The sequence below is a fragment of the Streptomyces sp. NPDC017529 genome (assembly GCF_044329785.1).
GTDB lineage: Bacteria > Actinomycetota > Actinomycetes > Streptomycetales > Streptomycetaceae > Streptomyces.
The window spans coordinates 163621-188906 of record NZ_JBIRJY010000006.1; the positions used below are offsets into that span (position 1 = coordinate 163621).

At 72.5% G+C, this 25286-nt stretch carries 19 protein-coding genes; 7 read left to right on the top strand and 12 right to left on the bottom strand.

From position 1 onward, the window contains the following. Positions 1 to 11 precede the first annotated feature (11 nt). Together ACH4K4_RS17775 and uvrB are read right to left on the bottom strand one after the other, a co-directional pair. Positions 12 to 590: a TerD family protein gene (locus ACH4K4_RS17775; protein ID WP_398168233.1), complete on the bottom strand. Its 579-nt coding sequence runs from the start codon at positions 588 to 590 to the stop codon at positions 12 to 14. Between the two features lie 290 nt (positions 591 to 880). Then, positions 881 to 3013, bottom strand: coding sequence for an excinuclease ABC subunit UvrB (uvrB, locus tag ACH4K4_RS17780; RefSeq protein WP_398168235.1), 2133 nt, complete (start codon positions 3011 to 3013; stop codon positions 881 to 883). Between the two features lie 470 nt (positions 3014 to 3483). On the opposite strand from uvrB, the gene ACH4K4_RS17785 reads away from it, so the two are divergent. From ACH4K4_RS17785 to ACH4K4_RS17795, 3 genes are all read left to right on the top strand, one after another. Next, a complete protein-coding gene (locus ACH4K4_RS17785; protein ID WP_398168236.1) occupies positions 3484 to 4365 on the top strand; it encodes a glycerophosphodiester phosphodiesterase family protein in 882 nt (293 codons plus the stop codon). A gap of 68 nt (positions 4366 to 4433) precedes the next feature. After that, a complete protein-coding gene (locus ACH4K4_RS17790) occupies positions 4434 to 5066 on the top strand; it encodes a methylated-DNA--[protein]-cysteine S-methyltransferase (protein WP_398168238.1) in 633 nt (210 codons plus the stop codon). A gap of 61 nt (positions 5067 to 5127) precedes the next feature. Beyond that, positions 5128 to 5670, top strand: coding sequence for a DUF1697 domain-containing protein (locus ACH4K4_RS17795; protein WP_398168240.1), 543 nt, complete (start codon positions 5128 to 5130; stop codon positions 5668 to 5670). A gap of 74 nt (positions 5671 to 5744) precedes the next feature. Here ACH4K4_RS17795 and ACH4K4_RS17800 read toward each other — a convergent pair whose 3' ends face one another. Then, complete coding sequence (locus ACH4K4_RS17800) at positions 5745 to 6383, bottom strand: uridine kinase (protein WP_398168242.1); 639 nt, start codon at positions 6381 to 6383, stop codon at positions 5745 to 5747. Positions 6384 to 7016: 633 nt separating this feature from the next. On the opposite strand from ACH4K4_RS17800, the gene ACH4K4_RS17805 reads away from it, so the two are divergent. Further along, positions 7017 to 8318: a hypothetical protein gene (locus tag ACH4K4_RS17805; RefSeq protein WP_398168243.1), complete on the top strand. Its 1302-nt coding sequence runs from the start codon at positions 7017 to 7019 to the stop codon at positions 8316 to 8318. Here ACH4K4_RS17805 and ACH4K4_RS17810 read toward each other — a convergent pair. The 5 genes from ACH4K4_RS17810 to ACH4K4_RS17830 all read right to left on the bottom strand — a co-directional run bounded on the left by ACH4K4_RS17810 (position 8302) and on the right by ACH4K4_RS17830 (position 17789). After that, positions 8302 to 10629, bottom strand: coding sequence for a tetratricopeptide repeat protein (locus ACH4K4_RS17810; RefSeq protein WP_398168245.1), 2328 nt, complete (start codon positions 10627 to 10629; stop codon positions 8302 to 8304). The genes ACH4K4_RS17805 and ACH4K4_RS17810 overlap by 17 nt on opposite strands. Next, a complete protein-coding gene (locus tag ACH4K4_RS17815; RefSeq protein WP_398168247.1) occupies positions 10622 to 11080 on the bottom strand; it encodes a hypothetical protein in 459 nt (152 codons plus the stop codon). The genes ACH4K4_RS17810 and ACH4K4_RS17815 overlap by 8 nt, the downstream gene beginning before the upstream one ends. A gap of 264 nt (positions 11081 to 11344) precedes the next feature. After that, on the bottom strand, positions 11345 to 13225 hold the full coding sequence (locus ACH4K4_RS17820; RefSeq protein WP_398168249.1) for a helicase-associated domain-containing protein: 1881 nt from the start codon (positions 13223 to 13225) through the stop codon (positions 11345 to 11347). Positions 13226 to 13239: 14 nt separating this feature from the next. Beyond that, positions 13240 to 14832, bottom strand: a complete 1593-nt coding sequence (locus ACH4K4_RS17825; protein ID WP_398168251.1) for an SWIM zinc finger family protein — start codon at positions 14830 to 14832, stop codon at positions 13240 to 13242. Beyond that, entirely contained in the window at positions 14829 to 17789 is a 2961-nt protein-coding gene (locus ACH4K4_RS17830; protein ID WP_398168252.1) for an SNF2-related protein, read from the bottom strand. The genes ACH4K4_RS17825 and ACH4K4_RS17830 overlap by 4 nt, the downstream gene beginning before the upstream one ends. A 369-nt stretch (positions 17790 to 18158) precedes the next feature. On the opposite strand from ACH4K4_RS17830, the gene ACH4K4_RS17835 reads away from it, so the two are divergent. Both ACH4K4_RS17835 and ACH4K4_RS17840 read left to right on the top strand, forming a co-directional pair. Further along, positions 18159 to 19703, top strand: coding sequence for a UvrD-helicase domain-containing protein (locus ACH4K4_RS17835; protein ID WP_398168254.1), 1545 nt, complete (start codon positions 18159 to 18161; stop codon positions 19701 to 19703). A gap of 146 nt (positions 19704 to 19849) precedes the next feature. Further along, the gene (locus ACH4K4_RS17840; protein WP_398168255.1) at positions 19850 to 20215 is read left to right on the top strand and encodes a DUF6343 family protein; all 366 of its coding nucleotides are present in this window, start codon (positions 19850 to 19852) and stop codon (positions 20213 to 20215) included. A 609-nt stretch (positions 20216 to 20824) separates the two neighbouring features. Here ACH4K4_RS17840 and ACH4K4_RS17845 read toward each other — a convergent pair. The 4 genes from ACH4K4_RS17845 to ACH4K4_RS17860 all read right to left on the bottom strand — a co-directional run bounded on the left by ACH4K4_RS17845 (position 20825) and on the right by ACH4K4_RS17860 (position 23585). Further along, positions 20825 to 21208: a tetratricopeptide repeat protein gene (locus ACH4K4_RS17845; RefSeq protein ID WP_398168257.1), complete on the bottom strand. Its 384-nt coding sequence runs from the start codon at positions 21206 to 21208 to the stop codon at positions 20825 to 20827. Between the two features lie 187 nt (positions 21209 to 21395). Next, on the bottom strand, positions 21396 to 21794 hold the full coding sequence (locus ACH4K4_RS17850) for a cupin domain-containing protein (RefSeq protein WP_398168259.1): 399 nt from the start codon (positions 21792 to 21794) through the stop codon (positions 21396 to 21398). Between the two features lie 156 nt (positions 21795 to 21950). Continuing rightward, positions 21951 to 22541 (bottom strand): dephospho-CoA kinase, encoded by a 591-nt coding sequence (gene coaE, locus ACH4K4_RS17855; protein WP_398168260.1) that lies wholly within the window; start codon positions 22539 to 22541, stop codon positions 21951 to 21953. A 96-nt stretch (positions 22542 to 22637) separates the two neighbouring features. Beyond that, positions 22638 to 23585 (bottom strand): proteasome assembly chaperone family protein, encoded by a 948-nt coding sequence (locus tag ACH4K4_RS17860; protein WP_398168262.1) that lies wholly within the window; start codon positions 23583 to 23585, stop codon positions 22638 to 22640. Between the two features lie 637 nt (positions 23586 to 24222). On the opposite strand from ACH4K4_RS17860, the gene ACH4K4_RS17865 reads away from it, so the two are divergent. Continuing rightward, complete coding sequence (locus ACH4K4_RS17865) at positions 24223 to 25206, top strand: right-handed parallel beta-helix repeat-containing protein (RefSeq protein ID WP_398168263.1); 984 nt, start codon at positions 24223 to 24225, stop codon at positions 25204 to 25206. Positions 25207 to 25286: the final 80 nt, after the last annotated feature.

Sequence of the window (25286 nt, forward strand, 5' to 3'; positions counted from 1 at the left end):
GCCGTGTGTGCTTACAGGTACGGCAGGATCGCCGGTACCACGTCCTTGAACGTACGGCCGTTCGACGGCTCGCCGATCGCGGTCATCTGCCAGCCGCCGCCGGAACGGTGCACCTTGCTCATGATCTGCGCGGTGTAGTCGCCGCCGCCGGTGAGGGTGTAGCGGGCCATTTCCTGGCCGGTGGACTCGTCGACCAGGCGGCAGAAGGCGTCCTGCACCTCGGCGAAGGTCTGCCCGGTGAAGGAGTTCACGGTGAACACGATCTGGTCGATGTGCACCGGCACCCGCGCCAGGTCGACGACGATCGCCTCGTCGTCCCCGCCCTGCCCGGCGCCGCCGACCACGTTGTCGCCGGTGTGCCGCACCGAACCGTCGTCGCTGACGAGGTGCTGGAAGAAGACGACGTCCATCGGCTGCTTGTCGGCGAACAGCACGGCCGAGGCGTCGAGGTCGATCTCCCGGGTGCGCGATCCGAACAGGCCGCGGCGCGGCGCCGCCCGCCAGCCCAGCCCCATCCGCACCGCGGTCAGCGTTCCCCCGTCGGACTTCGCCAGGCTGATGCCCTGCCCCTTGGACAAGTTGACCGACACGTGCCGTCCCCTCTCGTTCTGTTCCCCGTTCGCCGCCTCCCCGGCGGCCTTCCCCGACCCTATGCGCGGGACGGGCACGGCATACGCCCGCCCCACGCTTTGTGGCGTTCCTGCAACACAGCGACACGCCGGGGCCGCGCCGCCCTCCGGGGAGCCGCGCCGGCCGGCGGGCACGGCGCCGGTTGCCGGACGGGCGTCTCAGCTCGGGCGCGGCGCCGGCTGCCGGGCGGGCGCCTCGGCCCACCCGGGCGGCCTGCCCGACCCGCCCGGCTCCCCCGGCGCACCCCGCGTCACCGCAGTCCGGCCTCCTTCATCTGCCGCAGTTCCTTCTTCAGCTCCCCCACCTCGTCGCGCAGCCGGGCGGCCACCTCGAACTGGAGCTCCGCGGCGGCGGCCCGCATCCGGTCGGTCATCTCCTCGATGAGCTCGGCCAGTTCGGCGGCGGGCCGGTCGGTGGGTGTGGCACCGGCCTTGCCGCCCTTGCCCTTGGCCGCCTTCCCGCCCAGCGCGGGCACCGGCGCCTTGCCCTTGGCGTCCTTGCCGTCGGCCGCCTTGCGGTAGCCCGTGCCCAGCAGCTCCTGGGTGTCGATCTCCTCGCGTGCCAGCGTCGCGACGATGTCGCCGATCTTCTTGCGGAGCGGCTGCGGGTCGATGCCCTTCTCCTTGTTGTACGCGAGCTGCTTCTCCCGGCGGCGGTTGGTCTCCTCGATCGCCTTCCGCATGGCCGGGGTGATCTTGTCCGCGTACATGTGCACCTGGCCGGAGACGTTACGGGCGGCGCGGCCGATGGTCTGGATCAGGGACGTGCCGGACCGCAGGAAGCCCTCCTTGTCGGCGTCGAGGATCGCCACCAGCGACACCTCGGGCAGGTCCAGGCCCTCCCGCAGCAGGTTGATGCCGACCAGGACGTCGTACTCGCCGGCCCGCAGCTCCCGCAGCAGCTCGATGCGCCGCAGGGTGTCCACGTCGCTGTGCAGGTAGCGGACCTGGATGCCCAGCTCCAGGAAGTAGTCCGTGAGGTCCTCGGCCATCTTCTTGGTGAGGGTGGTGACCAGGACCCGTTCGTCCTTCTCCGTGCGCAGCCGGATCTCGTGCACCAGGTCGTCGATCTGGCCCTCGGTGGACTTGACGATCACCTCGGGGTCGACCAGGCCCGTCGGGCGGATGATCTGTTCCACGAAGCCGTCGGAGCGGGAGAGCTCGTAGTTGCCGGGCGTCGCGGAGAGGTACACCGTCTGGCCGACGCGCTCCAGGAACTCCTCCCACTTCAGCGGCCGGTTGTCGAGGGCCGACGGCAGCCGGAAGCCGTGCTCGACGAGGGTCCGCTTGCGGGACGCGTCGCCCTCGTACATCGCGCCGATCTGCGGCACGGTGACGTGCGACTCGTCGATGACCAGGAGGAAGTCCTCGGGGAAGTAGTCGAGGAGGGTGTTGGGCGCGGTGCCGGGCGCCCGGTCGTCCATGTGCATCGAGTAGTTCTCGATGCCGGAGCAGGAGCCGACCTGGCGCATCATCTCGATGTCGTAGGTCGTGCGCATGCGCAGCCGCTGGGCCTCCAGGTGCTTGCCCTGCTTCTCCATCGTGGCCAGGCTCTCGGCCAGCTCCGCCTCGATCCCGGCGATGGCCTTCTCCATGCGCTCCGGGCCCGCGACGTAGTGGCTGGCGGGGAAGACGTACAGCTGCCGGTCCTCGCTGATGACCTCGCCGGTGAGCGGGTGGAGCGTGGACAGCGCCTCGATCTCGTCGCCGAACATCTCGATCCGGACGGCCAGCTCCTCGTAGACCGGGAAGATCTCGATGGTGTCGCCGCGCACACGGAAGGTGCCGCGGGTGAACGCCAGGTCGTTGCGGGTGTACTGGATGTCGACGAAGCGGCGCAGCAGCTGGTCGCGGTCGATCTCGTCACCGACCTTGAGCTGCACCATGCGGTCCACGTACTCCTGGGGTGTGCCCAGGCCGTAGATGCAGGACACCGAGGCGACCACGACCACGTCGCGCCGCGTGAGCAGGGAGTTCGTCGCGGAGTGGCGCAGCCGCTCGACCTCCTCGTTGATCGAGGAGTCCTTTTCGATGTACGTGTCCGACTGCGGGACGTACGCCTCGGGCTGGTAGTAGTCGTAGTACGAGACGAAGTACTCGACGGCGTTGTTGGGCAGCAGCTCGCGGAATTCGTTGGCGAGCTGCGCCGCGAGGGTCTTGTTGGGCGCCATGACGAGAGTGGGGCGCTGCAGCTTCTCGATCATCCACGCGGTGGTCGCCGACTTGCCGGTACCGGTCGCGCCGAGCAGGACGACATCCTTCTCACCACCGCTGACGCGCTGCTCCAGCTCGGCGATGGCCGCCGGCTGGTCGCCACTGGGCTGATACGGGCTGACGACCTCGAAAGGCGCCACCGTGCGTTCGATCTTGGATACGGGCCGCATGGAACCAACCGTACGACTCCCCACTGACAACCGGCCGGAAAACGCTCCGACCAGCGGTTCCGTGGACGGGGGCGGCGGACTGCGGAGCCTCGCGGCAGGAATCGGCGGCGGGTGAGGGGCGGGCGTCCCGGCCGCAAGCCGAAAACCGGTCGGGGTGGCCGGGGGGCCGTTTTCCCGGTCTGCGGGCGTGGAGGCCGGGACTCTGCGTCGCCGGCCGGGCCCGGCCCGTGCGTATGTTGCGCGCTTCCCGGGCGGAGGGCGCGGACCGCGGGGTTCAAACACGGAACACAGGACGCTTCTCGTTCAATTTCTGTCCATCGGGCGCCTGTCTTCCGGTACACCCCAACTGCGAACCTCTGCGCGTCCCACCCCGAATTCCGCCTCGTTACCGCAAGAGTCCCGGTTCCGCTCCGGCCGTACCGGTTCCGGTCCGGGCCACGCTCGCCTTCCCGTCGTCACTAGGAGTCCGTATGCGTAACCGTCCTGTCGCCACCGTCGCCGGTGCGCTCGTGGGCCTGGCCGCGTCCCTGCTCCCCGCGGCCGGCGCCCAGGCCGCCGAGAGGCATCACGCGGTGGTGACCATCGCCCACCGGGGTGCCTCCGCCTACGCGCCCGAGAACACGCTCGCCGCCGTCGACGCCGCCGCCGACCTCGGGATCACCTGGGTGGAGAACGACGTCCAGCGCACCAAGGACGGCGAGCTGGTCATCCTGCACGACACCTCGCTCGCCCGGACGACCGACGTGGAACAGGTCTTCCCGGGCCGAGCGCCCTGGAACGTCGCCGACTTCACGCTCAAGGAAATCGAGCAGTTGGACGCCGGCAGCTGGTTCGGCCCGAAGTTCGCCGGCGAGCGGGTGCCGACGCTGGAGGACTACATGGACGCGGTCGAGGACAACGACCAGAAGCTCCTGATGGAGCTCAAGGCCCCCGAGCTGTACCCCGGCATCGAGCGGCAGACCCTCAAGGAGCTGCGCGAGGACGGCTGGCTGGACCGTGACCACGTCAAGAACCGGCTGATCGTCCAGAGCTTCGACGCCGACTCGGTGAAGAAGGTCCACAGGCTGCGGCGCGACGTCAAGACGGGCTTCCTCGGCACTCCGGCCGTCGCCGAGCTGCCCGAGTACGCGGCGTTCGCCGACCAGATCAACCCGCAGTACAAGTCGATCGACGCGGCCTACGTCTCGGCCGTGCACGAGGTGAAGGGCCCGCACGGCCGCCCGCTGGAGGTCTTCACCTGGACCATCGACGACGCCCCGAACGCGGTCAAGGCCGCAAGGAACGGTGTCGACGGCATCATCAGCAACAAGCCCGACGTCATCCGCGACGCGGTGAAGAAGACCGGCCGGTAGTACGGCGGCGGCAGCCCCCGGAACCGCGTTCCGGGGGCGTTGTCAGTGGTGGGTCATAGGCTGAATCCGTGACGAACTCAGAGCGGGATCAGCGGGAGGGCCCGGCCGGCCGGCACGAGCGGCCCGAGCCGGAGGCGCCGCCCGGGCAGGCGGCGCCGCACCGGGAGCCGGAGCCGCGCGACTGGGCCTGGCGTGTGCTGGACACCCCCATCGGCCCGCTGCTGCTCGCGGCGACCCGCGAGGGGCTGGCGCTGGTCGGCTTCCACGCCGACGAGCGGACCACCCGCCGCTCCCTAAGCCGCCTCCGGGACACGTTCGGCCGCGAACCGCTCCCCGGGATACCCCACTTGACCACGGCCGCCGACGAGCTGACCCGGTATTTCGACGGCGGTCTGCGCACCTTCACCGTCCCCCTGGACTGGTCCCTGTCGGCGGGCTTCAACGAGCGGGTGCTGCGCGAACTGGCCGCCCACGTCCCGTACGGCGCGGTGGTCGGCTACCAGCACCTGGCCGACCGGGTCGGTGAGCCGGGTGCCGCCCGCGCGGTGGGCGCGGCCATGGGCTCCAACCCGCTCCCGGTCGTGGTCCCCTGCCACCGGGTGGTGGCCAGCGACGGCGGCATCGGCGGTTTCGGCGGCGGTCTGGAGACCAAGCGCCGGCTGCTGGCCCTGGAGGGCGTCCTTCCGCAGCCCCTCTTCTGACGCTTCCGTTCCGGCTCCCGAGCCCCGCCATCTCTGTACGCGAGAAAGGCCCGCGCCCGCCATGTCCCGCCAGATCGCCCTGCTCCGTGGCATCAACGTCGGAGGCCGCAACAAGTTCCCCATGGCGCAACAGCGAGAAGTGTTCGCCGCGTTGGGCCACAAGGATGTGACGGTCCTCTTGCAGACCGGCAACATCGTCTTCGCGGACCCCGGTACGCCGCCCGGGGAGACCGCGCGCGCCATCGAGGCCCGGATCGCCGACGAGCTGGGCTTCCCCGTCCCCGTGCTGGTCCGTACGCGCGACGAGCTGGCCGCCGCCGTCGCGGCCAACCCCTTCCCGCAGGCCGAGGCGGAGCCCAAGACCCTCCACGTGACCTTCCTGTCGGCCGAGCCCGCCCGCATCGCCCCGCTGGAGGCCCTGGACACCGGGGCGTACGTCCCGGACCGGTTCCGACTGGCCGGCCGCGAGCTGTACCTGTGGTGCCCGAACGGAATCGGCCGTTCCAGGCTCGCCGAGGCGGTCTCCCGCGCCCGGCTCGGCGTGACGGCAACCGCCCGCAACTGGAACACCGTGACCAAGCTGCTGGCCCTGGCCGACGCCTGACGCGGCGCGGGGCCTCAGGCGGCGCGGGGCCTCGCGCCCCGGGCAGGTCCGGCGCGCCGGCGGCAAGCAGCCGGTCAGGCTCGCCCGGTCCAGGCCGGGCGGTTCGGATCGTCCGCCTTCACGACGACGTCCGCGGTCTCGTCGGGCCGCACCTCGTCCTCGTAGCGCGCGAAGGCGGCCAGCGTCCACCGCTCGTCCTCCGGCGTGCGCCGGGTCAGGGCGGCGGGCGACAGCTTCAGGTGGACCGACAGGTCGAAGGGAAACCAGTGGCCGAAGAGCAGCGGTCCGTGCAGCAGCAGGACGCCGCCCGGGGGCAGGGCGGTATACGGGCTGCGCGTGGCCCGGTCCGTCCGGGGGTCCCACAGGTCCGGCAGCACCCGGCCCGTGCCGCCCGGATCCAGCGGCGTGAACACCTCGCGCCAGAGCGCCTGCCGGTCGAACCACTCGTCGTAATACGCGTCGGGATCTTCTTTCCCGTACTCCAGGCGGAGGGAGGCGGGGCGCAAGAACCCATCGGCCGCGACGACGTGCACGGGCCGGCCGCGCAGCCGCAGCGCCTCCGCGAGCCGCCCGGCGGCGTCCTCCGGGCGGGCGGCCGGCGCCCCGTCGATCGCGACGCGCAGCCACGGGCCGCCGTCCGCCGCCTCCGTCGCGCCGATACGCTCGGCAAGCGCGTCGGTCAGCCGTTCCCAAGTGATCGCTTCGAGCCGCACTCCTTCATTCTGCCGGGCGTAGAGGCACACCGATTAAGGTGGCCGGTCGGGCCAGGGGTGAACGGCGAGTCGTGTGGGGGATGCGGTGGCGGACGGGCTGCGATGGCTGCGGGTGCCGGTTGGCCCGGAGGGGCCGCAGTGGTCGACCCGGGCCGGAGTCGCGAGGGTCCTGTTCGTGGTGCACAACGTCACGTCCGCCACCCGGCTGCTGGACGTCCTCCCCCTCTTCGACGCCGACCCCCGCGTCCAGTGCCTCGCCACCTGCACGGGATCGTCGCCCTACCTGCACGGCGTCCCGGAACTGCTGGCGGACGCCGGACTGCCCGTCCTGCCTTGGGATCAGGCTGTCCAGACCCCGGTCGACCTGGCGATCAGCGCGAGCTACGGCGGCGAACTTCATCAGATAAAAGGGAAGTTGGCTGTCCTCTCGCACGGCATTGGCTACAATAAGAGGCTGCCTACACCGGACACCGGACACCGGACACCGGACACCGGACACCGGACACCGGACACCGGACACCGGACACCGGACACCGGGGGCCTGGGCGAGAGCCTGAGCCGGAGCAGGCACCGGTCTTCGGGCTCTCACCGGAGTGGCTGCTGTGGGACGGCAAGCCCATCGCGACGGCGACCGTGCTGTCCCATCCCGAGCAGCTCGTCCGCCTCCGCCACGCCTGCCCGCCCGCTGCCCACACCGCCGTACTCGCCGGGGACCCGTGCTACGACCGGCTGCTGGCCGCCCTCCCCCACCGCGAAGGGTTCCGCCGCGCACTCGGCGTCTCCACCGGTCAGCGCCTCGTCGTCCTCAACTCCACCTGGGGGCCGCGCTCGCTGTTCGGCGACGGCAACGACATCCTGCCCTGGCTCCTGGACAGCCTCGTCCGCGAACTGCCCGTCGACACATACCGCCGCTGCGCCGTCCTGCACCCGAACATCTGGCACGGACACGGCCCCGGCCAGGTACGCGCCTGGCTGCGGCACGCCGCGGACGCCGGGCTGACCCTCGTACCTCCCCTGGGACCGTGGCGGCAGGTCCTGGCCGCCGCCGACGCCGTCATCGGGGACCACGGCAGCGTGACGTACTACGCGGCCGCGACCGGTACGCCCGTGCTCCTCGGCGCGTTTCCCGCGCAGGACCTCGACCCCGAGTCGCCCGTCGCCGAACTGGGCCGCACGGCGCCGCGACTGCGCCCATACGAACCGCTGCTCCCGCAGCTCGACAAACTCTTCGCCGACCACCACCCCGACCGGTATGCCCAGCTCACCGCCCTGGCCAGCTCGGCGCCCGGCGCATCTGCCACCCTGCTCCGACACACCTTCTACGGCCTCATGGGCCTCTCCGAACCCCGCTCACCCGCCTACCTGCCGCGTCTGCTCGCCCCTGCCTACGGGGACGATCCCTCCGCCCTTCCGCCCGAGTCCCCGGTCCTGGCCCCCGTCCGGGTGCTGACGCAGCTGCGTGACCGCCGACCGCCCGCGCTCCCCGAGATAGCCGTCACCCGCCATGCGGGCACCTCTCACGAACCCGAGCCGCCGGAAGCGCCGTACCCGGCCTCCGCTCACACCGCCGTCCACGAGGACGTACCGGACGCGACCCGGCTGTCCCTCGCCGACCTGGTGCTCCACCACTCCCAGCCCGAACCGGCGGCGTGGGCGCAGGCCGCCATGCGCCGCCACCGGCACTGCGCCATGGCCGCGTGCGTCACCGCGCCCGACGCCTGCGTCGTCCGGGTCCCGGACGGCCGTCTCGTCACGCTCACCGCGGCGCCCGGCCCGGACGGCCACCGCGACCTGTGCGATCCGGCCGCATACGCCTCGGCCCTCTACGCCTGGTACGAGAGCGGCAGGCCCCTCGAAGCCCTCCTCGACGGCCTGGTCGTGGTGACGGGCGACGCCGGCCACCACCTTCACGTGACGATCACGCCTCCTCCGTAAGCCCGCCGGGCACCTCCTCTCCCGCCGCGCCGCCGGCCTGGCCGGCTCCTTCCCGGGCGGCTCGCAGCCGGTCGAGCCGCGCCCGTACGGCGCCGGTCCTGGGCGCTCCGGTCTTCTCATGAAAGGCGAGCGCCACCCGCAGACACCGAATCTCACCTGCCACGTCCCCGGCCTGGCGGGCCTGGTCGGCCCGCAGCTCCGCGAGGTCCGCCTGCTGTACGACCGAACTCTCCGCCGCCATGAGTGCCTCCGCCCGGCCGAGCGGCTCGTCGGCCTCCTGCACCCGCCCGGCGTCGATCAGCGTCCGCCCGAGACTCATCAGCACCCGGCCCTCGTTGTACGGGTCGGGCAGCGCCCGCACCGACTCCAGGGCGTGCCGTAGTTGTCCCACCGCCTCCTCGTGGCGGCCCATGCCCTGGAGCGACCGTCCGAGGTGGTGTTCGAGCAGCGCCAGCGCCCGGGGGTCTCCGACCTGCCGGGCCAGGATCCGTGCCGACCGGAAGCGCTCGGCGGCGTCGGCCCACCGCTCCTGCCTGAGGTGCAGCAGGCCCAGGGATTCCACCGCGGTGGCTTCGCCCCGTAGGTGACCGGCGCGACGGTCGGCGGCGGCCGCCGCCTCGAACTGCGTTTGCGCCTGCGTGTACTGCGCCAGTCCCAGGTATGCGAAGCCGAGCTGGGCACGCATCCGCCCTTCGGCCTCGGGGCACTCCTCCGCGCAGCGCACCGCGGCCTCCACTCCGAGCAGGTGCGTGCGCACCCACTGCTCGTGGAATCCGAGCCGCAGGTGCAGCCCCCACATCGCCTCGCACAGTTGCCAGGCCAGCTCGTCGTGCCCGTGGTCCACCGCGGCCCGTACCGCCTCGGCGAGGTTTTCCCGTTCGGCTCGCAGCCAGGTCAGCGCGGTCCGGCCGTTCTCGTATGCGGCAGGCCGGCCTTCCTGCTTCGCGTACGCGGGTCCCAGGTGCCAGCGGCCCGGCAGCACACAGGCGTCGGCCGCGGCCGCGGCGCGCAGGTACCAGAGCAGCGTCCTGCGAACGGCGGCCGCCGCGCCCGCGATACCGTCCTGCGCCGCCGCCCGGCGTTCCGCGTACTGCCGCCAGAGGTCGTGGAACCGATAACACTCCCGGCCCGCAGTACGGGTGCCGGTTCCCGTCCCGGCCTCGGCTTCGTCCTCGGCTTCGGCCACACGTTCCAGCAGGTGCGCTGCGGCCAGTTCGGCGAGCAGGCTTCTCGCCTCGTCCTCGGTGATGCCCGCGGCGGCCGCGGCGGCGCCGGGTATCACATGCGTCCACGGGCGCAGGCTCACGAGCCGGTACAGCCTGGCCGCGGCCTCCGGCAGGTTCCCGTACGCGGTGTCCATCGCACCCTGCATCGGCCGGCCGGATCCCGCGCTCACCTCGTCGTCACCCCCGCCACCCGCGTCACTCACCGCCATTTCGCGCTCCAGCAGCTCCCAGTCCGGCTGTTCCGCTCCGGCGGCACGCGCCCCGATCGCGCACAGTGCGAGCGGCATCCCACCGCACCGCCGCGCCACCGCCTCCGCGCCGGGCCCGGCGCCGCCCAGGCGGGCGAGCAGCCCCACCGCGTCCGGCGTGGGCAGCGGCCCGAGCCGTATGACGTGCGCGCCGTACTCGATCACCAGGCGGCGCAGATCCGATCGGCTGGTCACGATCGTCAGGGAGGCCGGGGAGGCGGCCAGCAACGGCCGTACCTGGGCGGCCGAATGCGCGTCGTCCAGCACCGTCAGGATGCGCCGCCCAGCCGTCACGCTGCGGAACGCGCTCTCCTGCGCGTCCGGCTCCGCCGGTACGAAGTCCCGGTGCACACCGAGGTCGCGCAGGAAGCGCAGCAGTACCTCGGACGGCCCGGTCGCCGTCGCCGCCGACGCGCCGCGCAGGTGCGCGTACAGCTGGCCCTCTTCGAAGCGTCTCTGCAGCGCCGCGGCCAGGCGCAGCGCGGTGGCCGTCTTCCCCACGCCGCCCGGGCCGCACAAGACGACCACCAGGGGCGCCCCGCCCTCCCCCGCGCCTTCGGCGCCGCCGTCCGGCAGCGCCTCGTCGAGTAACCCCGCCACCTCGGCCAGTACGGCGTCGCGGTCGACGAAGTGGCGGGTGCCCGGCGGCAGCGTACGGGGCACCGGGGCACCCGGCACGATCGCCGGAGCGGCCTCCTGGATGGTCAGCGTGCCGATGCTGTGGGCCTGTACGGCGGATCCGTACACCGTTCCGCTGATGTCGTTGCGCACGCCGGCGGCCGCCTGCCCGTACGAAGCGGCCCCGGGCGCGGGCACACCGGCCCCCGTGTCAGCCACGAGCCGGCCCCTCCGTACCCGAGCCGCCGCCCTGGGTGAGCCGCGAGATCACCCCAGCCTGGATCACCGTCCCGTGATGCACCCCGCCGCTGATGGTGTTGTGCACCTCGCGCACACTGGCCCCGGCCTCCGCTTCGGGCCGCAGCTCCGCCAGCAGAAGCCGCAATTCCTCGGCCGCTTCCGGGTCGTCCCGCAGCACCCGCCGCAGCCGCACCCGCCATTCGGCCGCCACGTCGGCCGCGCCCTCCTCGTCACCGCTGCGCTGCGCGGCCACCAGTTCGGTACGCGACTCTTCCAGCTCCCCTTCGAGGGCTTCCTCTTCTCCCCCGCCCCTGCGCCGCGAGAAGAACGCCGCCACTCGCGCCCGCGCCTGTGACCACCCTTCGGTCACCATCTGCTGCACCAGCGTCGTCGCCCCTGCCGTCGCGAGCGCCGTCAACTCCGCGTCCATCCAACCCCCCTTGCCCCAGCCGTACGAGCTGCACGGCATGCGTCGCTGTCACGGTAAGGAGAACTCTCTCCTCTTGCCCAGCCGGAGAGTGACCGGACGGCGCCGAAGCCACCGTCACACCCCTCCCGGCCCGCAGAGCGCCCTCCGGCAGCCCTGCCCAAGCAGCGCCCCCACAGCGCCCCCGCCTCCCGCACCTTCCTCGTCGATTTCCTGCTCCTCCACGCTACTTCCCCCCACTGACAGTCACGACTCCCGCACCGGCAGTCAGACCGCCAGGAGCCGTTGTGCCAGGGCGAGCGGCGTGGTGACGGGAGCCGGCGTGCTCGGGCGGGTGCGGTGACCGGAGCGGCGTTCGACGGAGGCGGTGCCGGATCCGGAGTCGAGTGCGGGGGCGTAGCCGGCGGCGCGGAGTGCGTCGAGCGTCGGGGCGGGCGGCTCCGCGCTGACCAGGACGGTGGGGGCGATGACGCGCAAGCCGAGGCTCTGGAGGGAGCGGTGGGCGGCGAGTTCGCGTATCAGGGCCTCGTCGTCGGAACGGATGCAGCAGCCGGCGGGCAGGACGCGCATCCGGCCGTGTGCGCGAGCGGCGTCCTTGACGAGGTAGGTGAGGGGCTGCGGCAGGGGGCCGGCAGCCGACGCCTTGGCGAGGTCGTCGAGCAGGTCGGCGGCGTCCCGGCCGTCGTCGAGGGCACGGCGTACGGAGGCGGGGGTGAACCGCCAGGTCACGGCGTGGCCTTCGGATTCGCGGTCGGCGGCCGAGGACAGCAGGCCGGCGAGGGCCGCGGACGGCGCGCCGGTGACGACGGCGGTCAAGTCGGCTTGGAAGTGGGCCTGCTGGACGGGCGGCGGCAGGAGGTCTCGAAGGGCGGCGGCGAGGGGTTCGGGGTGCGCGGGAGACGCCGCCAGGAGGGCGTGCCCGAGGGGCGTGAGGGTGCCGTGTGCGGTGAGTGCGAGGAAGGCCGCCTCGTCGAGGATGTGGGTGGCGCGAGCCTCGGCCAGCGGTTCGCCGATGACGGCCAGCGGCCGGTGCCAGGCCGCGGCTTCGAGGAGAGCGGGCAGGTCCCGTCCGTGCGGCGTGTCGGGCAAGGCGGGTGAACGCGCCGCAAGCCCGGCGGAAGGGGCGTCGGCCGGGACCCTGGACAGCGCTGCGAGCAGGGCGTGACGCAGGGCCGGAGCGTGACGGTCCTCGCCGCGCACCAAGGCCGTGGGGGTCTCTCCGAAGGGGGTGTACGCGGGGATGGACCAGAGGGTGGTCCAGGCGGTGAGGACCGGGGCCAGCCGCTCGCCGGGGGCCAGGGCCAGCCAGTCGTCGTACGCGCCGGTGGGGAGAGCCGTGATGCCGGCGGGTGTACGGGCCAGTGCGATGAGGTCGGCGGCGAGGGCGAGGTCGAGCAGGAGGCGGGTTCGGGCCTCGGTCGTGCCGGCCGCCTTGGCCAGGCGCTTGATCTCGCGGAGGGCCAGGCCGCCGGTTTTCCGGAGGGCCGCGGGCTGGGCGGCGAGTGAGGCGAGGAGGCGGTCCAGGGTGGCGGCGAGGGTGGCCGCGGCGGCCTGGGACTCGGCCTGGAGGGCGGCCGCCCCCAGGTCGGCGGTGGCGGTCTCGGGTACGGGGAGGCGCGGGGCGGCGTGCCTGAAGGGGCCCAGGTCGTGAGCGGCCAGGAGCTGCGGCGCGCGGGGCGGGACCACGAGGGCGCCGTCTTCGGCGGACGCGGCGAGGCCGTCTTCGCGGAGGCGGTCCAGGGCGGCCGTGACGGCATCGCGGGCAGGGCCGGCAGCTGCGGCGCCGAGGGCCGCGTACACGTCTTCCGCCGGTACGGGGTCGGTGGCCAGCTCCGGGAACGAGAGCCGGTGTGCCATCAGGGACTGGTAGTCGGCGCCGGCGGTGGGGGCCGCGGGCACGGGGGCGGCACGCCGGGCCAGGTCCTGGCTGATGCGGGCGGTGGCGGCCAGGACCTGGAGGCAGGGGTGGTCGAGGTGGAGGACGGTGTGGTGGAGGGTTTCGTACGACCACAAGGCGGTGGCCAGTTCGCGGAGCCGGGTGGGCGCCGGCCGTCGGGACAGCGGCTCCGCGTGGCGGGTGAGCAGGGCGGCCAGCTCTTCGGGGGTGCGCTGCGCGAGGGATCGGGTGAGTGTGTCGAGACCTTCCACGGCCCCGAGGTTAGTCACTGGCCGACAAGAGCGCCGAGGGCCCCCACGGGGTCGGCGTCGGCGCGGCCGGTGGGCCACCAGTCCTCGGTACCGGGGTCGGATTCGTAGGGATACCAGCGGTTGTCGTGGCCGAAGCGGATTTGGACGCCGCGGGCGGGGTCGGTGAGGTGGTTGTGGCGGGGTCTCAGGGCGGGGAGGCCGGCGGCGATCAGGGCGCTGCGGGCGCGGTCGAAGTCGCCGGCGGGGGGATTCCAGGTGGTGTCGAGCAGGGCCAGCCCTTCGAGGCCGCCCTGCCGCCAGGCGGCGACCGCGCGGGCCACGTCCGTCACGGTACGGCCGGTGGCCGCGGCGAGGTCGCGGTAGAGCGCGCGGGTGGTGGCGGTCAGGCCGGCGGTGGGGTGGGCGGTGGCGGCCAGCCGGATGCCGTCCTGCCAGGGGGTGAGCGCGGGGAACGGGGACGGATCGGACGCCTGCCCGGCACCCGGCCCGTCCGGATACGTCTGCCGGGAAGTTGCCGGCGGGGCCGGGGATATGGCGCTGAGGTAGGCGTGGGCGCGGGCTGTCGCGTCGGCGGCCAGGAATTCGAGGGAGCCTGCGTCCAAAGGCAGGCCGTCGGCCTCCGGGAGGGCGTGGGTGTGCCCGGGGTGTTCCGGGAAGGGCAGGGGCGGCGGGAGGGGCGGCAGCAGCCGGTCGGTCAGGGCGATGCGGGCGAGCACACCGTGAGGCGGCCGTCCCTCTGCGGCAGACGTCTGCTCCGGTGGCGCGGAAACCGTACGGTCCGACGGCTTCGCGCGCCCGTCCGGCCCGTTCTCCGGTGCCGCCTTGCCGTCTCCCCGCATACCCGTCTCCGCAGCCGCCACAACCGTGGCGGCGATCGCCGCCCGTGCGTCCGCGCTGGGCGCGGTGCGGGCACCGGACAACGGGCTGGCCGCCGCTCGCGGCGGCGCGCCGCGGGTCTCCCGGGCGGTGAGCGTCGCGTTGCGGCGCGACAGCTCGTCGAGGAGTTCGCGTTCGCCGCGGCCGCGCATGAGAAGCAGCACGAACGGGTCGGCGTCCAGCAGCCGGGCCACCTGGAAGCAGACCGCTGCGGCGTGCTTGCACGGGTTTCCGTGGTCGGGGCAGGAGCAGCGGGGCACCAGATCGCCCGGTCCGGGCAGCAGGCGTACGCCCGCTTCGGCGACGGCCCGCGGCAGGTTCTTGGCCAAGAGGGCGGTGAGCTGGGCGGGCTCGGCGGCGATCGCGTCCAGGAGGACGGTCCACTCGTCCGCGGAGAGCTCCTGGAGGCGGATCACCACGTTGTACGGGCGCGGCCTGCTGCCCCGCACGGAGGCGGCGATGCGCCCGGGGGTGACGTTGATCGTGTCGACGTTGCCGTCGCGGGCGTACGTGCGGCCGCGGGCGAGCCGGCCGCTGTCCATGGCCGTGGTCTCCAGGGCGTCCAGCCAGGCGCTCCCCCACCACGACTCGGCGAACAGCCCCCGGGCGCCGGAGCGCTCCGGCAACGGCGGGAACGTCCGCGACCGGTCGGAGCGGTCCATGGTCCCCGGCCGGTCGCCGGCGGCGCCACGGCCGGTGTCCGCGGGAAGGGGGCGCGGGCGGCGGCTCATGCGGCCCTCCTCAGGGAGACGAGGTCGGCGAGCTGTGCGTCGGTCAGTTCGGTGAGCGCGGTCTCGCCGCCGGAGAGGACCGCGTCCGCGAGGGCGCGTTTGGCGGTGAGCAGCTCGGCGATGTTGTCCTCGACGGTGCCTTCGGCGATGAGCCGGTGGACCTGGACGGGCTGGGTCTGGCCGATGCGGTACGCCCGGTCGGTGGCCTGTTCCTCGACCGCGGGGTTCCACCAGCGGTCGTAGTGGACGACATGGCCGGCCCGGGTGAGGTTGAGGCCGGTGCCGGCCGCCTTCAAGGAAAGCAGGAAGACCGGGGCCTGGCCCGACTGGAAGCGGTCGACCATCTCCTCGCGCCGCTTCACGGGCGTACCGCCGTGCAGGAGTTGGTTGCCGATACCGCGCGCGGTGAGGTGCTGTTCGAGCAGGCGCGCCATTTCCACGTACTGCGTGAAGATCAGTGTCGCGCCGCCCTCCGCGAGGATCGTGTCGAGCAGCTCGTCGAGCAGTTCCAGCTTGCCGGAGCGCGCCGCCAGACCGGGCGCCGCCTCCTTCAGGTACTGCGCGGGGTGGTTGCAGATCTGTTTGAGCGCCGTCAGCAGCTTCATGACCAGGCCGCGGCGGGCGATGCCCTCGGCCGCTTCGATACGGGCCAGGGCCTCGCGCACGACCGCCTCGTACAGCGCGGCCTGCTCCCGGCCGAGCGCCACCGGGTGGTCCGTCTCGGTCTTGGGCGGCAGTTCGGGAGCGATGCCGGGGTCGGACTTCTTGCGGCGCAGGATGAACGGGCGGACCAGCCGGGCGAGGCGCTCGGCCGCTTCCGGGTCCTCGCCGCCCTCGACCTCGCGCGCATACAGGGCGCGGAAGCTCTTCAAGGAGCCGAGGAGGCCGGGAGTGGTCCAGTCGAGGAGGGCCCACAGCTCGGACAGGTTGTTCTCGACGGGGGTACCGGTGAGGGCGATACGGGCCGGGGCCTTGATGCCGCGCAGTGCCTTGCCGGTGGAGGAGCGCGGGTTCTTCACGTGCTGCGCTTCGTCCGCGACGACCCACGCCCAGGAGCGGGCGGCCAGCGCGGCGGCGCTCGAACGCATCGTGCCGTACGTGGTCAGCACGAAGCCGCCGTCGACGTCTTCGAGGCTGCGGCCGGTGCCATGGAAGCGGCGTACGGGAACGCCGGGGGCGAAACGCTCGATCTCCCGCTGCCAGTTGCCCAGGAGGGAGGCCGGGCACACCACGAGGACGGGGGCGGCGGGGCGTTGGTGGAGGTGGAGGGCGATGACCGTGATGGTCTTGCCGAGGCCCATGTCGTCGGCGAGACAGCCGCCGAGCCCGAGGGACGTCATCCGGTCCAGCCAGGCGAGGCCGCGCAGCTGGTAGTCGCGCAGGGTCGCGTGCAGGCCGGCGGGCTGCGACGGGACCGGCGCCTCCTGGGTCAGCCGGGAACGCAGCGCGGCGAGGGCGCCCAACGGCACCACCTCGACCTCTTCGCCGTCCACCTCGGTGGTGCCGTTCAGCGTCGCGGCGAGGGCGTCGACCGGGTCCAGGTAGCCCAGCTCGCGCTTGCGGGCCTTGCGGACGAGCGCCGGATCGACCAGCACCCACTGGTCGCGCAGCCGGACCACGGGCCGGTGGGCCTCCGCCAGGGAGTCCATCTCCGCCTCGGTGAGCGGCGTGCCGTCGAGGGCGACCTGCCACCGGAACTGCAGCAGCTTCTCGGTGTCGAAGAAGCCGAAGCCGTCGGCCGCCGAGCCGGGGGCCGGGCGCAGCACCGCGGCCGCGGTCAGGCCGCGGGCCAGCTCCTTCGGCCAGTGCACGGCGATGCCGGCGGCGGCCAGGCGCGGCGCCGCCTCGCCCAGCAGCTCGTACAGCTCCTCTTCGGCCAGCGGTAGGACGTCGGGGACCGGCCGTTCCAGAAAGCGGGCCAGCGGTGGCCAGACACGGGCCGCCCGGCGCAGTGCGAGCAAGGTGTCGACGCGGGCGCGCGGCCCGAAGTGATCAGGGCCTTGGCCTTCCCACAGCTGTCCGGCGTCGGCGACGAGAGTGGGGTCGGTGAGGCTCTGCACTTGGAGGATGGCGGCTGCGGCACTGCGCTCCGCACCGGCACACCCAAGACCGCACCCATCACCGTCACCTACAGCCCCCTCCCCTTCGTCTTCCGCCTTCCTTGCAGGCTCGTCCCGCATGTCGAAGAGCCCGTGGGCAGACAGGTCCAATCGCAGCGACAGACGCACCCCGGCGTCCACACCCGCCGCCACCTCGGCGGCCCAGTCGCGCGCGCCGGGCAAGTACTGCGGCGCAGCGGCTGCGAACGGGGCGCCGATCAGGTGGGCCGCAGCAGGCGTACGGGGCAGTGCGTCCGTCACCGCGTCCACCAGGGCTCGCACCAGGTGCTCGGGGTCGTGAACTTGCAAGGGGCGACTGCCGGGGAGCGGGACGGCGTACGCCTCGGGCGGCATGGCGGCGGCGACAGCCCGGAGGTGCGCGATGTCCTCGGGGTCCAGCGGCCCGGCGCGCCAGGCGTCGGTGTCCTGGGCGGTCAGTCCGGGGAGAAGCCGACCGCGTGCGGCCAAATTCAGCGCATGCAGGACGGCTGCGCCCCAGCAGGCCGCGGCGGGGTGGGCAGCCGGATCGTGCCGGGCACGGGCCAGCAACGGCACGGCCTCGGCGACGGGAAGCAGCACCGCGGGGACCGTACGGCTGCGGGCCCCGTTCCCGTGCCGGCGCGCGACCGTCAGCTCGGCCGCCTCCGCCGCGCCGGTCCCCTCCGCCGGGAGCGGACCGCCATCCGGGCGCCAGAACGCGAACCGACCGGCCCGGGGCGGCTCGGCGGGCAGAAAGACCACGGCGCAGCGGACGAAAGCGGGACTGGCAGTCCCCTCCCCGGGCGCTGCGCCATCCGCGGCGGAGGGCGGAGCGGCCGCGGGCGTCCGCCGCCCCGCCGTATCCCTGCTTCCCGCCATGTCGCTGCCTTTCCCTAGCGCCCGTTCCGTCTCCGCTGCCGCCGTCCGGCGCTCACGTTCCGCCTGCCCCGCCCCTGGACCTGCGAGTTTACGGTCGTCCACCATCACGCCCCTCCCTTCCGCCACTCACCGGTGCCGCTCGCAAAGCAGCACCGGAACAGCGTCCACGGCACCGCTTCCGCGCCCGAGATCGCTCGAACCGTGCGAGATCGATGGAAGCAGACGGCACTGACAACGCCCTCGCCGACGAGCGCCGGACGGAAGTTATCCACAGGCCGCGAGAGAAATCCCACGGCCGACCCGCGATGGGCTACCGTCAACTCACTCGTCACGCACAGTGACGAATGCACCACGACGCGAGGAGCAGTCATGAACCGTCCGACAGCCGAGCAGACCGCCGCCACCGACGCCTTCCGCGCAGGCGAACACCTGGTGATCCAGGCCGGAGCCGGTACGGGCAAGACCACCACGCTCGCCATGCTCGCCCATCACGCGTCCCCGCGCGGGCGCCCCGGCCGGCAAGGCCGCTACATCGCGTTCAACCGCGCGATCGCTCGCGACGCAGGCCAGCGGTTCCCCGGCCATGTCACGTGCAGTACCGCCCACGCGCTCGCGTACGCCTCCGTCGGCAAGGACTACCAGTCCCGGCTGAACGCGCCACGGCAAGCAGGCTGGCGAGTCGGGGCCGCTCTGGGCATCGACTCGGATGTGACCGTACGCATCGGGGCCCGCCGGGTCGGCAACCGAGCCCTGTCGTACTCGGCTCTGCGCACCGTGACCCGGTTCTGCCAGTCCGCCGATCCGGAGCTCGCGGCTCAGCATGTGCCACGGCTGCGCGGGGCCGAGTCGGACGTGGCGCACGCACAACTGACGGAGATCGTCCTGCCCTTCGCCCGCAAAGCGTGGGCGGACCTCCAGCACCCCGAGCAGGGCGCCGTGCGATTCGAGCACGATCACTATCTGAAGATGTGGGCGCTGAGCGAGCCGAGAATCCCGGCGGACTTCCTTCTCCTGGACGAGGCCCAGGACACCAATCCCGTGGTCGAGCAGGTCTTCGCCGCGCAGCGCGGGCACGCGCAGCTGGTACTGGTAGGGGATTCGGCGCAGGCCATCTACGGCTGGCGTGGAGCACGCGACGTCATAGGCGCCTTCGACGGCAGACGTCTGACCCTTTCCCGGTCCTTCCGCTTCGGGCCGGCGCTGGCAGAGGAGGCGAACCGCTGGCTGGCCATCGTCGACGCCCCGATCAGACTCGACGGTTCACCGTCGTTGGCCACGGAGCTGGGGAGGGTTCTCCAGCCGGACGCGGTGCTGTGCCGGACCAACGTCGGCGCGATGGTCGAGGTCATACGGCAGCTTGAGCGCGGCTGCCGGGTCGCGCTGGCGGGCGGCGGCGGGCCGCTGGCCGCACTGGCTCAGTCCGCGCACGACCTCAGATCGGGCCGTCGCCCATCACATCCCGAGTTGATGCTCTTCGAGTCCTGGCAGGAACTGCGGGAGTATGCGGAATGCGACCCGTCCGGGCGCGACCTGCAGCCGCTGGTCGAGCTGGTCACCGAGCACGGTACGGAGTCGTTGCTGCGAGCACTGGACCGGTTGTCGGCAGAGGAGAGGGCCGAAGTCACGGTTTCCACGGCGCACCGGGCCAAAGGCCGGGAGTGGCCGACGGTCCGGATCGCGGACGACTTCACGGCCCCCGACGATCTCGACGAACGTGGCGCGGACGGCGAACCGCTTCCCGGCCCCGTCAACGTGGCGGAAGCGCGCTTGGCCTATGTCGCCGTGACCCGGGCCCGGATACGGCTCGACATCGGTGGGCTGTCCTGGATCAACAGCCACCCGGCCGGCGACCCCCGCCCGGACCGGCCTCGCGAGTCACCGTGCCACGACGAAGTCGAGAGGGATGGCGGATGACATGGCAGACGACTGGGCGGCCCAAGACCACGTGACGCGCTCGCGGATCGGGAGGACTCTGGAAGAGGGAGAACGTCATGGATGACGACACAGACGCACGAGGCAAACGGATCTCACCGCAGCGGGCAAACGGGTGGTGAGTGGTGATGCGCACCGGTAACGAACCTCTTCAGGCCCGCAGTCCGCTGAAGATGCGCCGTGGGTTCGCGCTGTGGGGGCTGCTGTGGGCAGCGGCAGGCACAGTCGCCTTCGCGCTGGTCGGCAGACCCGGGTGGGCGGCGGCGTGTGCCGTGGTGACGGCAGTTGCCGCGACGGATCTCGTGGTGGTGGTACGGCACATCCACCAGGGCGCGCACTACCAGCCGGGCAAGGACGTACCCCCGTACGAGCCCGACCACGGCTCAGGCACGGGGCCGCCATCCCGCAGCCCACCCGACCTCGGCTGGAACGGCTACACGCCGGACAGCCACGACGCGGACGACCGGAACCGGGGAAAGGAGGGTCGGGGCTGAGCCGCACCAGAGCCTGGTCGACAGGGCGCCTCCAAGGGACCATGATCGCCCGATGAAGGCGTGATCACGAGGTGGAGACAAGCTACCCGGCGTGCTCTCGTCGCCCACATCCGACGCCGAGCGCACACCGCTGATGCCGGTGGGGCACGACGGCACGCACAAAAAGCGCCGGCGGTGGCCGACCGTGCACACCACGCCGCCGCGAGACCGACTGCGGCTGCCATGCCGACAGCGCGGTCCGGCACTTCGCGCGGCACCTCGGCCGAGCGGTCGCCTCGCCGGCGTGACGTGAACGGTGACGACGCCGGCGTGAGGTGAGCGGTGACGACGTCGCGTACGGTCGCTCGCGCCCGCGACGTGAACGGTGACGACGTCGGCCTTCTTCGTGATCGCCGTCGGGCTCCCGGCTTGGACTGACGTAGGGCGGGAGGGGTGGGGGGCAGGGGCGGGGGGCGGGGCCCCCGGGAGAGGGGAAGCGGCCGCTGAGACGCCAGCCGCCCCACCAGACCGCCCCCGCCCACCCCGACTCCCGCCCCCACCGCCCCCTTTGCCCGCGCCAAATACCCCCTCGCCCGCCAAACTCGCCTTGTCCGTCGCCCCCGCGCCCGGCTACGCCTCCTCGCCCCCCGCCGGGGGTTCGAAGCGGGCGGCTTCGATGTATTCCGGGCGCGGGTCCAGGGCGGCCGCGAGGCGGAAGTGGCGCAGGGCTTCGTCGGAGCGGTCCGCGCGCTGGAGGGTGCGGGCCAGGGCGAAGTGGGCGAAGGCGTTGTCCGGCTCGCGCTCCAGGACGATCTGGAATTCCAGTTCGGCGGGGCGGAGTTGGGCGGCGAGGAAGAAGGCGCGAGCGCGCAGCAGGCGGGCCGCGGTGTTCTCGGGGTGGGCTGCGATGACCGGGTCCAGGAGCTGCACGGCGCCGCGCGGGTCGCGGGCTGCCAGCAGTTGTTCTGCGGCCCGGAAGTCGATGACGTTCGTCTCGGGGCTGCGTTCGGCCACGGCCGTCTCCTCTTCGCGTACCTCAGGCCGCATGTCGCTCGCCGACCCGGTTCGGGGGTAAGCAAGCATGCGCCGCCCGCTCTGCGGGCGTTACGTGCGGCACAACAAGCCCGCCACCCGTCGCATTCCCCACTCGGACCGGCCCGCACACCCGCACAGCGCCCTCGCTCTCCGCCCGCGGGCGCGTTCACATGCTGATGTGGTACGCCTTGCGCAGCGTCTCGTGCACCGTCCAGCGCGTACGGTCGCCTTCGCGCAGTACGCAGGCGTCACCCGGGCCCACTTCAAGGGCGGGGCCGTTCTCGATCTCGATCGTGGCGCGGCCGCTGACGACGACGAACAGTTCGTTCGCTTCGGTGTCCGTCACCACACCCGGGGTGATCTGCCAGATTCCGCGTATCTGCTTGCCGTCCGGGGACTCCCACAGCACCTTGCCGGTGACCACCGGTTCGCCGGAGACGATCTGTGCGGGGTCCAGTGGCTCGGGTTCCAGTTCCGTGTCGGGTACGTCGGGGATGTTGACGACGAAGGAGCCGACGGAGGGGGAGAGGGCGGACGGGGTGGCGGCAAGATCAGGTCGGTTCATGGCCGGAGGATAGCCGCAGAGACCGGCTCCCCCTCCGGGCCCGGCCCCGTGATCACGGACCTCGCACCCCACCCCGCTGAACGCCCCCGCTCACATCCCCCACAGTCGCTCCCACACCTCGCGGACCTCGCGACTCTCCTCGCCGCGCGCCCCCGCTCACATCCTCCGCAGGCGCTCCCACACCTCACGTACCTGGGGTTCCAGTGTCTCCAGTGGGCCGTCGTTGTCGATGACCAGGTCGGCGATCGCGAGGCGTTGCTCGCGGGTTGCCTGTGTTTCCATGCGGGCCTTTGCCTCGCTCTCGGCCATCCCCCGCAGGCGTACCAGCCGGTCGAGCTGGGTGCGGGGCATGGCATCGACGACGACGACCAGGTCGTACAGGGGCGCGAGGCCGTTCTCGGTCAGGAGCGGTACGTCGTGCACCACCACCGCGTCCGGTCCCGCCGCGGCCTCCAGCTCGGCCGACCGCGCGCCCACCAGCGGGTGCACGATCGCGTTCAGGGCCTTGAGCTTGTCCGGGTCGCCGAAGACGATGGCGCCCAGCTTGGGGCGGTCCAGAGTGCCGTCCGCCGACAGCACCTCGGCGCCGAACGCCTCGACGACGGCCGCGAGTCCCGGTGTGCCCGGCTCGACGACCTCGCGTGCGATCTTGTCGGCGTCGACGATCACCGCGCCGTACGACGCGAGCAGCCGCGACACCTCGCTCTTGCCCGCGCCGATCCCGCCCGTAAGTCCCACCTTCACCATGGGGCCCACGCTATCGGGCACGCCGCGCGGCCCGCTGCCCGGCCCGGCCGCTCGACCACCGCCCCGGCCGCGGGCCCGGCGGCCGGACGGAAGCTCTCAGGCTCCGCCGCCCTCGCCCTCGCGTTCCGCCAGGAAGCGTTCCAGTTCCCTGCCGATCTCGTCAGCGGACGGCAGTTCCACCGGCTCGGCCACCAGGTTGCCCCGGCTCTCCGCGCCCGCCACCGCGTCGTACTGGTGCTCAAGGCCGCTCACCAGGGCGACCAGTTCCTCGTCGCCCTCGGAGATCTGCCGTTCGATCTCCTCCTGGGTGCGCAGTGCCTCCGTGCGCAGCGAGTGCGCCGCCGTCGGCAGTACCAGGCCGGTGGCGGCCGTCACCGCCTCCAGCGCCGTCAGCGCCGCGTCCGGGTACGGGGACCGGGCGACGTAGTGCGGTACGTGCGCGGCCACGCCCAGTACGTCGTGCCCGGCCTCCGCGAGCCGGAACTCGATCAGCGACTCGGCGCTCCCCGGCACCTGCGCCTCGTCGAAGAAGCTGCTGTGACCAGGCATGAGGTCGGTGCGGTTGCCGTGCGGCGTGATGCCCACGGGGCGGGTGTGGGGGACGCCCATCGGGATGCCGTGGAAGTTCACCGCCAGCCGTACGCCGAGCCGCTCCACCATCTGCCGCACGGCGGCGGCGAAGCGCTCCCACTCCACGTCCGGCTCCGGGCCGGACAGCAGCAGGAACGGCGCGCCGGTGGCGTCCTCGACGAGCCGCAGCTCGATGCTCGGCGTCTCGTACGCGCTCCAGCGGTGGCGCTCGAAGGTGAGCAGCGGCCTGCGGGCGCGGTAGTCGACGAGCCGGTCGTGGTCGAAGCGGGCGACGACCCGGTGCGTGAGGCTGCTCAGCAGCCGGTCCACGATCTGGTCGCCGGTCTCGCCGGCGTCGATGTAGCCGTCGAAGTGGTACAGCAGCACCAACCCCGCGGAGTCCCGAGCGGTGATCGCCTCCACCGCCGCGAGCCCGCTCGGCTCCCATTCGTACAAACCCTGGGGATCCAACACAGTGTCCGCTCCTCCTCGATGTCCGTCCCCCAGAACGTCGGACGCTCCCCAGGCATTCCCGCCACCCGCCAGCCGCCGATCGTCACCCGCCGACCGTCGTCTACCGAACCACCGCAGGTCGCGCCCCCTGCGGCGCGGTCGTATCCGGCCCTGTCCAGTTCGTACGCCGCCGCGAGACCCGCGAAGCCCGCGAGGTCTGCGAAGCCCGCGAGGTCTGCGAAGCCCGCAAGGTCCGCGAGATCCGGCGATCCCGCCGCCCGCGATCGCCACCTTCACAGCGGCCTTCACAGCGGCCTTTCCGGCGGCCTTCCCGGCGGCCGGGACCCTGCTGGCCGGCATCCCGGTCACCGGCGCCCCGCCTTCGGGCGCTCCGGCTTCCGGCATCCCAGCCGTTGGTATCCGGCCGGTTGGAATCCGACATGGTTACACCCCCGTGTACCCCCGTATATGAACCCTGTCATCCGATAAGACGCAAATCTCCGGACCGGGGATGCCTGGGAGGCACCTCACTCCACCACCAGCCGCCCCCAACTTCCCACCTGTGGCCTTAGGTTGACCGTGCATCGATAAGTGCTACCTTCACCACGGTTCCCTGTTCATGTTGACGATTGTCGTTCACGTACAGGAAGGCACACGGATGCGCATCCGACCTCTTCTGCCGTCCTCCGCCGCCGCGTTGCTGGGCGTCGGCGCCCTGTTCGCGAGCAGCGCCGCGGCACACGGCAGCAGCCCCGCCGCCCCCGCCCGCACCGTCGATGTCGCCACGGCGGCACAGCTCAAGACCGCGCTGGCGGCGGCCAGGCCAGGCGATACGATCCGGCTCGCCGACGGTGCGTACCGGGGCAACTTCAAAGCCGCCACCACGGCAAGCGCCTCCTCACGGATCACCCTCACGGGTTCCGCCAAGGCCGTTCTCACCGCCAGCGGCGGCTACGGACTGCACCTGAACGGCGCCTCGTACTGGACGGTGCGGGGCATCACCGTCACCGGCGGCCAGAAGGGGATCGTGACGGACGGCGCGAACGGCGTCGTCCTCGACTCCGTCACCGTGCACGGCCTGGACATGGAGGGGGTGCACTTCCGCGCGTCCAGCAAGGACGGCGTCATCAGGAATTCGAAGATCTACGACACCGGGAACGACGGCAGCGGCATGGGCGAGGGCGTGTACGTCGGCAGTGCCGGCGGTACCGGCGACAGGAGTGACAACGTACAGATTCTGAACAACACGATCGGGCCCGGCGTCGGCGGCGAGAACATCGACATCAAGGAGGGCACGACCGGCGCGAAGATCATCGGGAACACGCTGGACGGCAGCGGGCTGACCGGCGCCCATTACGACGACTCGTGGGCCGACATCAAGGGCAACAACGTGCTGGTCGAGAACAACATCGGCAGGCACACCCGTAACAACGGCTATGAGACCCACAGCCAGCAGCCGGGCTGGGGCTGCGGGACGGTCTTCCGCGGCAACCGGTCCGACCTGAGCGGGGCGACGGGGCCGGACCGCTACGGCTTCAACATCACCAACTACCGGGCGTCGGACTGCCCGGTGACGATATCCGGGGACAACACGGTCACGGGCGGACGCGGTATCGCCAACCCGGGCGTACCGGTCGGCTGACGGCCCGCCGGGCAACAGAACGGCAGGCGGGACAGGCGGCGTAACGGCAAGACGAAGGCCCGCTCCCCCGAAAGGGAGCG

What these genes read in the sequence shown, in the direction of transcription:
- uvrB (WP_398168235.1), bottom strand. Translation starts at nt 3,013, where the DNA reads ATGCGGCCCGTATCCAAGATCGAACGCACGGTGGCGCCTTTCGAGGTC.
- ACH4K4_RS17785 (WP_398168236.1), top strand. Translation starts at nt 3,484, where the DNA reads ATGCGTAACCGTCCTGTCGCCACCGTCGCCGGTGCGCTCGTGGGCCTG.
- ACH4K4_RS17795 (WP_398168240.1), top strand. Translation starts at nt 5,128, where the DNA reads ATGTCCCGCCAGATCGCCCTGCTCCGTGGCATCAACGTCGGAGGCCGC.
- ACH4K4_RS17815 (WP_398168247.1), bottom strand. Translation starts at nt 11,080, where the DNA reads ATGGACGCGGAGTTGACGGCGCTCGCGACGGCAGGGGCGACGACGCTG.
- ACH4K4_RS17825 (WP_398168251.1), bottom strand. Translation starts at nt 14,832, where the DNA reads ATGAGCCGCCGCCCGCGCCCCCTTCCCGCGGACACCGGCCGTGGCGCC.
- ACH4K4_RS17830 (WP_398168252.1), bottom strand. Translation starts at nt 17,789, where the DNA reads ATGGCGGGAAGCAGGGATACGGCGGGGCGGCGGACGCCCGCGGCCGCT.
- ACH4K4_RS17835 (WP_398168254.1), top strand. Translation starts at nt 18,159, where the DNA reads ATGAACCGTCCGACAGCCGAGCAGACCGCCGCCACCGACGCCTTCCGC.
- ACH4K4_RS17840 (WP_398168255.1), top strand. Translation starts at nt 19,850, where the DNA reads ATGCGCACCGGTAACGAACCTCTTCAGGCCCGCAGTCCGCTGAAGATG.
- ACH4K4_RS17850 (WP_398168259.1), bottom strand. Translation starts at nt 21,794, where the DNA reads ATGAACCGACCTGATCTTGCCGCCACCCCGTCCGCCCTCTCCCCCTCC.
- coaE (WP_398168260.1), bottom strand. Translation starts at nt 22,541, where the DNA reads ATGGTGAAGGTGGGACTTACGGGCGGGATCGGCGCGGGCAAGAGCGAG.
- ACH4K4_RS17865 (WP_398168263.1), top strand. Translation starts at nt 24,223, where the DNA reads ATGCGCATCCGACCTCTTCTGCCGTCCTCCGCCGCCGCGTTGCTGGGC.